General features: G+C 43.4%; 10 protein-coding genes. 8 read left to right on the forward strand and 2 right to left on the reverse strand.

Annotation, left to right across the window (positions count from 1 at the left end; genetic code table 11):
• Positions 1-93: 93 nt before the first annotated feature.
• A complete protein-coding gene (asnB, locus tag DI53_RS12825) occupies positions 94-1,782 on the forward strand; it encodes an asparagine synthase B (protein ID WP_037500136.1) in 1,689 nt (562 codons plus the stop codon).
• Between the two features lie 158 nt (positions 1,783-1,940).
• Here the strand turns inward: asnB and DI53_RS12830 are convergent, their stop codons facing one another.
• Positions 1,941-4,112 (reverse strand): S9 family peptidase, encoded by a 2,172-nt coding sequence (locus tag DI53_RS12830; RefSeq protein ID WP_037500139.1) that lies wholly within the window; start codon positions 4,110-4,112, stop codon positions 1,941-1,943.
• 80 nt (positions 4,113-4,192) lie between these two features.
• A complete protein-coding gene (locus DI53_RS12835) occupies positions 4,193-4,930 on the reverse strand; it encodes a 3-keto-disaccharide hydrolase (RefSeq protein WP_037500141.1) in 738 nt (245 codons plus the stop codon).
• Positions 4,931-5,062: 132 nt separating this feature from the next.
• On the opposite strand from DI53_RS12835, the gene DI53_RS12840 reads away from it, so the two are divergent.
• From DI53_RS12840 to DI53_RS12870, 7 genes are all read left to right on the forward strand, one after another.
• Complete coding sequence (locus tag DI53_RS12840; RefSeq protein WP_037500143.1) at positions 5,063-5,443, forward strand: dihydroneopterin aldolase; 381 nt, start codon at positions 5,063-5,065, stop codon at positions 5,441-5,443.
• Between the two features lie 167 nt (positions 5,444-5,610).
• Entirely contained in the window at positions 5,611-6,054 is a 444-nt protein-coding gene (locus DI53_RS12845; protein WP_037500146.1) for an Hsp20/alpha crystallin family protein, read from the forward strand.
• A gap of 100 nt (positions 6,055-6,154) precedes the next feature.
• On the forward strand, positions 6,155-6,793 hold the full coding sequence (locus DI53_RS12850) for a TetR/AcrR family transcriptional regulator (protein ID WP_037500149.1): 639 nt from the start codon (positions 6,155-6,157) through the stop codon (positions 6,791-6,793).
• Positions 6,794-6,826: 33 nt separating this feature from the next.
• A complete protein-coding gene (locus tag DI53_RS12855; protein ID WP_037500152.1) occupies positions 6,827-8,185 on the forward strand; it encodes a TolC family protein in 1,359 nt (452 codons plus the stop codon).
• On the forward strand, positions 8,185-9,252 hold the full coding sequence (locus DI53_RS12860; RefSeq protein WP_037500155.1) for an efflux RND transporter periplasmic adaptor subunit: 1,068 nt from the start codon (positions 8,185-8,187) through the stop codon (positions 9,250-9,252). The genes DI53_RS12855 and DI53_RS12860 overlap by 1 nt, the downstream gene beginning before the upstream one ends.
• Before the next feature lie 9 nt (positions 9,253-9,261).
• Positions 9,262-12,336 (forward strand): efflux RND transporter permease subunit, encoded by a 3,075-nt coding sequence (locus tag DI53_RS12865; protein ID WP_037500157.1) that lies wholly within the window; start codon positions 9,262-9,264, stop codon positions 12,334-12,336.
• A gap of 188 nt (positions 12,337-12,524) precedes the next feature.
• Positions 12,525-12,776, forward strand: a complete 252-nt coding sequence (locus DI53_RS12870; RefSeq protein WP_037500159.1) for a hypothetical protein — start codon at positions 12,525-12,527, stop codon at positions 12,774-12,776.
• Positions 12,777-12,829: the final 53 nt, after the last annotated feature.

Below are 12,829 nucleotides of genomic sequence, written 5' to 3' on the forward strand. Positions count from 1 at the left end.
AAAATGATAAAATATTGTGATTTTAATTTTTAATACTTTTCTTTGTGTAGAAATTGAGATTAAACGTAGAGAACAGTATTAAATATTTATTTTATGTGTGGAATTGTTGGAGCTTTTGATTTGAAGTCTTCCTTATCGGAAGAGCTGAGACCGCAGGTTTTGGAGATGTCTAAGCGTATTAGGCATCGCGGACCAGATTGGTCAGGTATTTTTAGCGGTGAAAAAGCGATTTTGGCGCATGAGCGTCTTGCTATTGTAGACCCGAAATCGGGAAGTCAGCCTTTATTTAGCCCAGACGGGAACGTCGTTTTGGCGGTTAATGGCGAGATATATAATCACCAAGAGTTGCGCAATACATTGCCGAATTACGATTTTTCCACGCATTCGGATTCAGAGGTGATTTTAGCGCTTTACCTAGAAAAGGGAGCTTCGTTTATAGAGGATTTAAATGGTATTTTCGGTTTCGCATTGTACGATGGCCGTGACGACTCTTTTTTAGTGGCTCGTGACCACATGGGGATCATACCTCTATATTACGGTAAAGATGAGGCCGGACAAGTTTTTGTAGCTTCCGAACTAAAATCTTTGGAGGGTTTTTGTGCGACAATGGAGCAATTTCCTCCAGGCCATTACCTGTACAGTAAAGAGGGTGTTGAGCCTAAAAAGTGGTACTTGCGCGAATGGGAAGCTTTTGAAACCGTTAAGGATAACGAAACTGATATCGCAAAGTTGCGCACGGCTCTTGAAGAAGCTGTGCAGCGGCAGTTGATGTCTGATGTGCCTTATGGTGTGTTATTATCTGGCGGTTTGGACTCATCAGTCATTGCGGCCGTGACCAAGAAATTTGCATCGAAAAGAATTGAAACGGGCGGAACGGAAGAAGCGTGGTATCCGCAACTGCATTCCTTCGCGGTAGGGTTACAAGGTGCGCCAGATTTGATTGCAGCACAGAAAGCAGCAGACCATATTGGTACCATTCACCATGAAATTAACTTTACTATTCAGGAAGGCTTAGATGCTATTCGTGATGTTATCTATCATTTGGAAACATACGACGTGACAACGATTAGAGCGTCTACACCGATGTATCTACTTGCGCGCGTTATCAAGTCTATGGGCATAAAAATGGTGCTCTCCGGGGAAGGTTCTGACGAATTATTCGGCGGATATTTATATTTCCACAAGGCGCCAAATGCGCAGGAATTTCATGAGGAAACGGTGCGCAAACTGAAAAAGCTTTATCTGTACGATTGTTTACGTGCAAATAAATCATTAGCCGCTTGGGGTGTAGAAGGTCGAGTTCCATTCCTTGATAAAGAATTTATGGATGTGGCGATGACCTTAAATCCGGCTGACAAGATGATCAAAGATGGTCGTATGGAGAAGTGGGTGGTTCGAAAAGCTTTCGAAGACTATTTGCCGGAGAGCATCGCTTGGCGACAAAAAGAACAGTTCTCTGATGGCGTAGGTTACAGTTGGATTGACACGTTGAAGGAACAAGCTGAAGCGAAAGTTAGCGACGTGGAATTCGAAACGGCAGCGTCACGTTTTCCGGTAAATACGCCTAAAAATAAAGAGGAGTTTTTATATCGTACGATCTTCGAATCTCATTTTCCATCAGAGGCGGCTGCGAAAACGGTTCCTTCGGTAAAATCGGTAGCTTGTAGTACACCTGAAGCATTGGCTTGGGATGCATCCTTCCAAAACTTAAACGATCCTTCAGGCCGCGCTGTTGCGAGTGTGCACAACGAAAGTTACGGAAAGTCCGCACAAATTGCATAAAGCGCTTGTAGGCATTTAAAAGGGCGTTCCAATCCTTTAGAAACTTAGATATCACGCTCGGGAGGAGGTGAATTGATGATGACGGAGCAATCCATATGTTACTAACATAAGATTGCTCCGTTAAATTTTAGTCGGTGAGCCTTTTTAATAGCTTTCCCTTATTTTTTTAAGTGGATGTCGAAATACTTGGCTATTTTATCATACATATGAATACGATCTTTCCCCAAGACGTTATGTTCATGTGTAGGATATAGGAAATAGTCAACCTGCTTTCCCGCTTTAATACAAGCTTCTATAAATTCCATACTGTGCTGTTGTACAACCACCGGATCTTGAGCACCATGAATAATCATTAGGTTTCCTTTAAGCTGCTTTGCTTTATGGAGCAGTGATGTGCTTTTATAGCCTTCTGGATTTTCTTGTGGGCTGTCCATATACCGCTCGCCATACATCACTTCGTAAAATTTCCAGTCGATAACTGGTCCGCCGGCTACTGCCGTATGGAAAATATCGGGTTGATTTACCATAAACGAAGTCGTCATAAAACCGCCGAAGCTCCAACCGAAAATGCCCATTCGCTTGCTGTCTACAAAGGGTTTGTTCTTGAGGTAAGCAACTCCTTGTAGCTGATCTGCCATTTCTGCTTTCCCAAGCTCTCGGTGGGTCACGCGGGTAAAATCACGGCCTCTCGCATCGGATCCACGGTTGTCCATCGTGAAAACCACATAGCCTTGCTGCGCCATATACAAATCAAAGTAGCCCGCTCCATATAACCATTTATTTTGAACCAGCTGCGCATGTGAACCGCCATACAAATAATAAAGCACCGGATATTTTTTCGTTGCATCGAAGTTTGGCGGATAAATAATTCGTCCGTTCAATGGCGTTTTTCCATCGGCTGATGTCAATGCGACTGGCTCTATGGTTGGCAGATCAATTTTTCCCTGGAAAGGGTTGGACGCCTCAAGGAGTGTCGTGCTTTTTTTGTTGCCAATACTGCGAACCACGATCTTGTTCGCAGTCGTGAGATTGCTATACTGATCATACAAGTAATTTCCGTTATGGCTCAGACTGGCTTGGTGAACACCGGATTCGTTCGTTAACTGCTGTGTTTTTCCCGTGTTAATATCTACCTGAAATAAGTGACGGTCGAGACCATTGTTCGTAACCCCGGTATAACTTATTTTCTTGCCATCAGCCGAAAAATCACCAAGTGACTCGACAATAACGTTGTCGTAGCCTAAGGAACGGATAAGCTTACCTTCGGTATTGTACAGGTAGAGTTGGTTGAATCCATCCCTGTCGGTTTGATATAAAAATTGGTCGTTTTTGTTGGGGACGAACCTTAGCGCGTGTAGCGGCTCTACCCACGATGATGATTCTTCTTCGAAGAGTGTTTTTATTAGCGCGCCGGATGTTGCATCATACTTATTCAACTTAAGGTGATTTTGTCCTCTATTAAGCACACCGACGTAAACAAATTTACCAGATGGATCCCAGGTGCAGAGCGTGAGGTACTGCTCTTTGGGGCCATCCGTTTTTAAGGTTGTTTTTTGCTGGTTGCGGCTGTCGTAAACCACAAGGCTAACTTCCTCGCTTTTCATTCCTGCCATCGGATAACGGATGTTTTTAACGGTAGCTACCCGATCCGACCATTGGATCAAGGGGTAATCGCTAACCATCGTTTCATCCTTACGGTAGTACAGTAATTTTTCATTGTCTGGGCTCCACCACATCCCTTTGGTAATGCCAAATTCCTGCCGATGCGTATAATCACTGCCATTGACAAGGCCATCTACCTTATCCGTAGTTACCCGTGTCGTCTTACCGGACGCATCCGTAAGTTCAATGTTGTTTCCGATAAGGTATGCCGCTTTCCTATAGTCGTCGCTTCGCTCCACATTGCGCCCGCTAACAGGTGTTTTTGAAAGGATGGTTGTTTTCTTATCGCGGATGTCGTAAACGAGATAATATTGCTGTTGTGCACTTTGGTAGGAGAAATTCAGTGTATTGGCATTGATCCATTTATAGTCTGTAGGGAAATTGGACAATTTAATAGTTTCACCTGTCGCTATCTTTAATGCTTCGGCGAGGTCGCCCACGGATAAGATGCGCATAGGCTGCCAATTGTTTGCTGCTTCCCGAATTTCTAAGTTTTGGTATTGGGCGTCCAGGTGCGTGAATGCCTCAGCGCCTGGGATCCATTGCGGTAGTACCAAATTCTGCGGCGCAAATTGCCTCGGCCCGAACACGGTCTCCTCGATCGTGAAATTCCGTTGTCCATAGGCCAAGGAAGATCCGAGAAGGAACAGTATCAAAAGTTTCTTCATGTTATGGAAAAATTTTAAGGTTGCTAAAATAGGAAATTGAACCGCAATCTAAAATTTCTTCCATTAGCGCGGAGATAATGTTACAAAGGTCTTATCCAGATATTGCGGAAATGTACCAGGTCTCCATGGTCTTGTAGCACGATAGGACCTGACCCATGTGCCTGCAACTTCGGAAGGCCGATGTACTCTGTCGTTCCTTCGATTTGTGTATTGTTTTGTACCAACACGCCATTGTGTAATATGGTCACCGTAGCTTTGCTAATCAGCATCCCATCTTTATTAAAACGCGGGGCTTTATAAATGATGTCATACCGATGCCATTTATCCTGATCAGCACGAACTTCCACTAATGGGGGACGCTGTTTATAGATGCTACCCGCTTGCCCATTTACATATGTTGGGTTGTCATCATTGTCTAACACCTGCACTTCATATAAACCTTGAAGAAAAATCCCACTATTTCCACGTCCTTGACCTTCACCCTTTATCTTTTCTGGGCTCTTCCATTCAATATGCAATTGGAAATCTTCAAATTTTTCCTTTGTTTGTATGTCGCCGGTCGATGGGTTTACGGTCAGTACAGCATCTTGGACCGTCCATGGTGCTGCCTGCGACGGGTTGTTTTTGCTTTCCCACTTATCTAAAGTTTTACCATCGAAGAGTATTATGGCGTCATTTGGTACCTGCGCATCATTCATCACAACGCGTGGTTTGGGTTCATAAAATTCAGTGTCTTCCGGTTTAAACTTTGTTTGCGCAATACAAGCTAAAGATAATGCCGTGAAAAGTGCGGTATTCAATAAGTATAAAGCTTTCATGTTATCTTATTTAGTTAAAACAAGTATACATATTTCTCGGCAGTAACGTGCTTCTTGTCCGAAATTTTACGTTTTGTTGTGCTGTTGGTTGTGGGTAAAATTTGTATGCCACTATTTTATTATTTTTGTGACATGGGTTTCATAACACAAGAAGTAGCACTGACAGATGTTCGTTTTTTTTCTCCAATTGGCTATTACGAGGAAGAACGATTGCTAGGAAATGAATTTTTTGTTGATTTTTGCGTAGCCTTTCCCTACGAGGACGGCGATGCGGAGGTATTAACACATACGCTGAATTATGAAGAGCTATACAACATCCTTCGTGATGTGATGAAAAAAGACCGTAAATTACTGGAGTCAGCAGCGAAAGAAATATTGGATATTTCCCGTAGTCGCTATGGATTTGCCAACAAGATTACGATTTCTATTCGCAAAACAACACCACCTTTTGGAAGAGACCATATCCATAGCAGAGTTTCTATAACTTACACAGCTGAAGCTATCGGCTTTTAGTAAACACTGTCATTTTAAGCACTATAGCTTTTGACGCAAGACATATTGGCATTGAAAAATAAAATTAGCCGACAAAATGTCGTTAGTTTTATCCGAAAATGCGTTCGGTATATAGTTTGTTAAACACTTAACATCATTAAAACAAAAAAATTAAGGAGGACATAAAAATGGCATTAATCAAATTTCCGACAAAAACTGTTAATTCTGATGTTGTAAACCCTTATGTGAACAGCATCTTCGATAATTTTTTCAATGATTCGTTTATAACGGATCGTTTAGTGACCCGGGTTCCTGCGGTGAATATATCTGAGACGCAAGACTCCTTTAATATAGAGCTGGCTGCACCGGGTTTACAAAAGTCTGATTTCAAGATAAACGTTGATAAAAATTTAATAACCATTTCGGTGGAGCGCAAAGAAGAAAACGGGACAGATGAAAAGTTGTATAGCAAGAAAGAATTCAGCTACAGCTCTTTCACCCGTTCGTTCTCGCTACCTGAATCGGTCAATTACAATAGCATTGATGCAGCTTATACCGACGGCGTATTGAATGTCTCTGTAGGGAAGAAAGAAGAGGCGATTGTAGCAAAGAGACTTATTGAAGTAAAGTAAGTGTTTAAGTTTTAAGGTTGGAGAGCCTCTGCGTAAGTAGGGGCTCTTTTTTTTAATAATAGTTGCATAGGTTAACACTGTTCTTTAAATTTGCGATGTAATGGGAATTCAAGAAAGAAAGACAAGGCACAAAGAAGATTTACGGAAACGCATTCTAGAGGCGGCAAAGAAGCTATTTGTCACGGCGGGCTACGAAGCAACATCGATTCGTAAGATTGCACAAGAAATCGAATTCAGTCCTACAACCATCTATCTTTATTACAAAGACAAAAGCGACATTATCTACGCCCTGCATCAGGAGGGATTTTCAATGCTTCGGCAGGATTTTCAGCCACTTATGGAAGTTGAATCTCCCTTCGAGCGCCTCAAAGCAATCGGAAAATGCTACCTGCGGTTTGGCCTAAAACATCCTGATTTTTATGAGGTGATGTTTATGATGAAAGACCCTATGCATTATCTGCAAATTCACTGCGTCGATGGCGCATGGGAAGAGGGGGAACGGGTGTTTGACTTTCTACTGCAGACGGTGCGCGATTGTCAAGAAGTTGGCTATTTTAAAGGTCTTGATACCGTTCAAGTAGCTGTGCAGGCCTGGTCTTCTGTACATGGTTTATGTTCCCTATATGTGTCAGGCCATCTACGAAATATGATGGAAGTGATCTTAAATAATGACGAACAGGAAGCAATGGTGGAAAAAGCATTTCGTGTATTTGTACATTATCTAGAATCTACAAAATAAAAAAATTTAGACATATACTTAACGCTGTTAATAATGAGAACACTATTTATTTACGTCGTCGCGGTGGCGATCAGCGTCTTCGGTGCTCGTGCACAATCCGGTGCATTGGACGGCTATCTCAACGAGGGTTTGGATAATAACTTAGTACTGCAGGAAAAAAACCTTTCCCTGCAGCGCGCCTTAAATGCCATGCAGGTGGCAAAATCTTTATACTTACCAGCCATAGACGTGGATGTAGCCTATTCCCATGCGAAAGGTGGACGCTCCATTGAACTGCCTGTGGGCGATCTTCTCAATCCCGTTTACAATACGTTAAATGCATTGACGCAATCCCAAGCATTTCCACAAATAGGTAATGAAACCATAAATTTCCTTCCCCAGAATTATTATGATGCCAAAATCCGGACCACGATGCCATTACTAAATACCGATATAGGTTACAACGAACGTATCAAGGCGGCTACCGTGCACCTTCAGGAAAATGAGGTTGAAATTTATAAACGAGAGCTGATCAAAGAAATCAAAAACGCCTATTATAAATATTTGACGGCCGTGCAGATTAAGGCTGTGTACACATCATCATTAAATCTTGCATTAGAAGGGCGTCGGGTAAATCAAAAATTGTTGGACGCTGGAAAAGGTCTTCCAGCCTACGTCATACGAGCTAATTCTGAAGTCGCTGCTGTCGAAGCACAGCTTGCCGATGCAGATAAAAATATCAAAAATGCCGCTCTATACTTCAATATGTTACTAAACAGAGATGCAGGGTCAGCAATTCTTGAGGATGATCTTTTGGCTCGGGAGAGCCTGTGGTCTTTGGCAGAATGGGACGACGTGGATGTTTCCAATAGAGAAGAGTTAAAATCGTTGGAGACTGGAATCGCTATTCAAGAGTCTATAGTCAAAATGAATAAACAGTACCTCGTGCCAAAAATAAGCGGATTTTTTGACTTGGGTTCTCAAGCTGAGGGTCTGAAGTTTAACGACAACTCGCGTTATTTTATGGTTGGATTAACAATGAAAATGCCCATCTTTCAAGGCAATAGAAACCGCTTAAAGATACAAGAAGCGAAGGTTGACCTCGCGGTATCAAAAAATAAAAAAGCGCAAGCCGAACAACAATTGTCTATGGCTATCCAGATGGCACGGAACGAAGTGCTCTCGTCATTTAAAAACTTTGAAAAGGCAAAGGTACAATTAGAAACGGCTTCCACCTACCAGCGTTTAATTCAGAAGGGTTTTTCAGCCGGTGTGAATACCTACATGGAAACCATCGATGCACGCAGCCAGTATACCACCGCTAAGCTTTCAGAAACTGTTAGTAAACTGCAAATCTTGATGGCCTTAGCCTCTTTAGAACGTGAATCTGCAACCTTCCAAATAGTTCAATAATGAAAACATCAATTCGCCCTTATCTTTTCGTCGCTACACTTGCTGTTGCAGCGACCATACAATCCTGTCATCAAGCAGATCGCTCAACGGATATCCCTCGTACAGATACTGTTCCTGTAGCTTTGCTTTCCCTACACAATAGTGCGTCGGCTGTAGCTTTTGAGGCCACGGGAACATTCACCACGGACGATGAAACGATGTTAAGTTTCAAAAGCGGTGGTGTCATTGAAAAAATGTTTGTACGGGAAGGGGATGCGGTACGTCCTGGGCAACTATTGGCCCGTGTCCATCAAGATGAAATAGATGCACACGCATCGCAAGCCCGTTTGGCCGTGGAGAAAGCTAAACGCGATTATGATCGAGCAAGTAAGCTCTATCGCGATAGCGTGACGACGTTAGAACAGATGCAAAACGCACAAACGGCGCTGAGCGTGGCACAACAAGACTTAAAATCGATTCAATTTAACAAGCAGTATGCAGAGATTCGGTCTACAAGTAATGGTTATGTATTAGCACGATTGGCTCAGGAAGGTCAGGTTGTTGGTCCTGGTACTCCTGTATTTCAGGTTAATAGTGCCAATGAGGGCCATTGGGAATTGAAGGTAGGTGTATCAGATCGGCAGTGGTCTATGATACAAATTGGGGATACCGCAAGTATACGCGCAGATGTATTTGGCGAACAAGCTTTTCCGGCTTCTGTAACGCGTAAATCCGAAGGTTTGGACCCAAACACTGGCACATTTAGCATTTTTCTGCGCTTAGCACGAGCACCTAAGAATAAATTGGCTTCTGGCGTCTTTGCTCGCGCTGAATTCCGCAAAAGCTCCAAGCAGAATGCGGTTTGGAATATACCTTACGAGTCGCTACTGGATGGAAATGGGAAAGAAGGCTACGTGTTCGTGACCCATGATAATAAAACAGCGAAGCGCGTCAAAGTTAGCCTGGGAGGAATATCTGCTGACCAAGTGACGGTATTGAGCGGGTTGGACAGCGCTACCGCCCTCATCGTTTCAGGCAGTCCATACTTGGTTGATGGCGCACCAATAAAAGTGATAACCCAAAAATAATCGTTTGTTATGAGCCTTATCAAATACCCGATTAAAAATTATCAGTTTACCTTAATCATGGTGCTGATGGTTATTGTGGTTGCGCTTAGCACGGTGTTGACCATGTCACGATCTGAAGATCCCGAAATGAAACCGGTAAACTTTCCAGTAACCGTGATTTACCCGGGCACAAGTCCGAAGGATATGGAACAGCTTGTGGTAAAACCGTTAGAAAGCAGGTTTTATGCGCTGGACGGCATTAAGCGCATCAAAACCACCATTGGCAATGGTATTGCTTTTCTATTCGTCGAATATGTGTATGGCGAAGATTACGATGCGAAATACCAAGAACTGGTGCGCGAGCTTAGCGCCGCGCGTCCGGAACTGCCGGAGAATATCTATAGCGCGGAGGTGCGGAAGATAGATCCTACAGGCGTTAGCGTTATTCAATCAGCTTTGGTATCGGAAAATGCGTCACTCGCGACCATGAAGCGATTGGCTGATGATTTAAAAAGCCGATTGGAGAAAGTACGTGCGCTGAAGGATGTGGAAATCAATGGGCTTCCCGATCAGCTAATTCGTGTGGACCTTGATCTTCCGCGCATGGCCAATCTGAAGATTCCGATGGATCGCGTGGTACAGTCTATCCAAAGTGAGAATCAGAACGTACCTGGCGGTAGCGTCGTAGCAGGCGGAAGAACGTTTAGTGTGAAAACCAGTGGCGCCTATCAAAGTATCGAAGAAATCAAACAAACCATTGTCGCCAGTGCGCAAGGGCGTAATATACAGTTGGGTGATATCGCTGACGTGTATCCGACTTTCGCGGAAAAAAATCACATCACTCGGCTAAACGGGTACCAGGCCGTATTGGTCAATGCAGCACAAAAAAGTGGAATGAACATTACGGAGACACAAAAAGAATACAAGCAGGTATTGGAGGAATTTCGAAAGACCTTACCGAGCAATGTGCAATTCGTGGTGAGCTTCGATCAGGCAGATCAAGTGAATGTACGACTTAGCGGGTTGGGAATAGATTTTTTAATCGCCATCACCTTGGTGTTGTTTACGCTACTACCGTTAGGCACCCGTGCGTCCTTAATCGTAATGATTGCCATTCCATTATCCTTGGGCTTAGGTTTGGTAACGTTAAACATCATTGGATATTCGCTCAATCAATTGAGTATTGTGGGGTTCGTTGTCGCCTTAGGACTGGTGGTGGATGATAGTATTGTGGTGGTAGAGAATATAGAGCGCTGGATGCGCGACGGATATTCCCGTGTAGACGCGGCGATCAAGGGTACCAGTCAAATTGCATTGGCCGTAGTCGGATGTACCGTAACGCTTGTTATTGCCTTTCTACCGTTGATGTTTATGCCAGAAATGGCCGGTGACTTTATCCGCAGTATGCCTACAGCGGTGATTGCATCTGTCGTTGGCTCTATGTTTGTCGCGTTGTTGGTTGTTCCGTTTTTAGCAAGCAAGTTGCTTAAACCACATGCGTCTGAAGAAGGGAACTTTATTTTGCGCGGTTTGCAAAAGATTATCCATAGTACATATGCGGTCTGGTTAGACAAAGCGTTACAGCATCCCAAACGCACAGGCGTAATCGCATTGTTGATCTTCGCCGGGGCGGCGGGCTTGATACCGCTGGTTGGTTTCTCTCTTTTTCCACCCTCCGAGAAGCCGCAGTTTATGATTCACATTGCCAGCCCCTTGCAGGGAAATATCCAAACTACAGACAGTATTACCCGCGAGATTGAAAGTGAGCTTCATGATACCGAGGCGGTGAAGTACTTTACGAGCAATGTGGGTAAAGGAAATCCGCGCATCTACTATAACATGACGCAGGGCAGTGAGAATGTCGCCTATGCAGATATCTTCGTTCAGCTACATGCAGATGTTAAGGCGAAAGAGAAAGAAAAATTGATAGAAGAGCTGCGCGAGCGATGGTCTTCTTATTTGGGCGCTAAAGTTGAAGTGAAGAACTTTGAACAGGGCGTTCCGGTTTTGTCGCCGGTGGAGGTGCGCTTGTTTGGTGATAACCTAGATACCTTGCAGCGACTCGCAGCAGATGTTGAGGGTATCCTCAAGACCACCGCCGGAAATGTCTATGTGAATAACCCATTAAAAAACAAGAAGACCGATTTGCGGGTGCAGATCAATCGGGAAAAAGCAATGGCCTTGGGCGTTCCGAGTGCGCGCATTGATCAGACGATTCGGGTGGCGCTTGCCGGCTATGTAGCCGGCATTTATACCGATCCGAACGTGGATGATAATGATTACCGGATAACGGTTACCGTGCCTCGAGGAAATAGTCCGGACATTCATGTTTTTGACGCTATTTTCGTAAATAATGTGGAAGGGACGGCGATCCCGTTAAGCCAATTGGCAACGCTAACTTTTGAAACATCGCCATCAAACGTTTACCACCAAAATAAACAACGCACGGTCTCCGTAAATTCTTCGGTGGAGAAAGGATATACAAATGATGAGGTGATCAATGCGGTCATTGAAAAGATGGACAAGTTTGCTTTTCCTGCTGGTTATTCCTACGAAATGGGTGGTGAGGTGGAGAGCCGGCAAACGGCCTTTGGTGGTTTCGGAACAATTATTATGGTAACTGTATTCTTGTTTATCGCAGTTTTAGTGCTTGAATTTAAGACCTTTAAAAGTACCTTGATTGTGCTTTCTGTTATTCCTTTAGGTATTGTAGGGGCTGTGCTAGCCCTGCTTGTTACAGGAAACACGCTATCGTTCGTCGCTACTATTGGTCTTGTCGCATTGGCGGGTATTGAAGTAAAGAACACGATCTTGCTCGTAGATTTTACCAACCAGTTGCGTCGAGAGGGCATGGCGCTAAACGAGGCTATCGAGCAAGCAGGGGAAATAAGATTCTTGCCGATTATTTTGACATCGCTGACGGCCATTGGCGGCTTGTTGCCGATAGCTTGGTCAAGCAATCCTTTGATATCGCCGCTCGCGATCGTCATGATTGGTGGACTGATCAGCTCTACGTTACTATCGCGCATTGTGACGCCGGTAGTATATAAATTGATCCCGCCAAAGATTGAAAAGGATGGTGAGGAAATAAGCGCTGTTTCTTAGATAAGGGATTACAAATGAAAATCAAGCTTGTTGTTACGCCTGAAGCTGCAGGGCAGTTTTCGCTGTAGCAACAAGCTTTTTTGCTGGATATCCTAAGTTGCTCTTTTAGTGCTAATGATTGCTTACGGTTTTACAATACATTTTTTCTAAAGTAATTATTAGGTATATTTAACACGAGGTTTTTAGATGTGAAGTTAATAAATAAAACTTCATTCATTCTTATTCAAAAGGCCATTAAAGAGCATATTAGTTTGGAAAGAAAGGATTTAGATGATTTGTTGTGGAATAAGCTCCCTGATTGGATGGATGATAAACAGAAGAAGAATAAGGTGGGTAATCTGATTTCAGAGCTTAGAATAAATGGGATAATAATAAATAATGGAACTCCAAAAACTCCCCATTGGTCTTTAAAAGCAAGAGAAGGTTTAAGAGAAGAATAAGAGAAGGTTTAAGAGAAGAATAAGAGAAGGTTTAAGAGAAGAATAAAAAATTA

The sequence above is a fragment of the Sphingobacterium deserti genome (assembly GCF_000757725.1).
GTDB classification, from domain to species: Bacteria; Bacteroidota; Bacteroidia; order Sphingobacteriales; family Sphingobacteriaceae; genus Sphingobacterium; species Sphingobacterium deserti.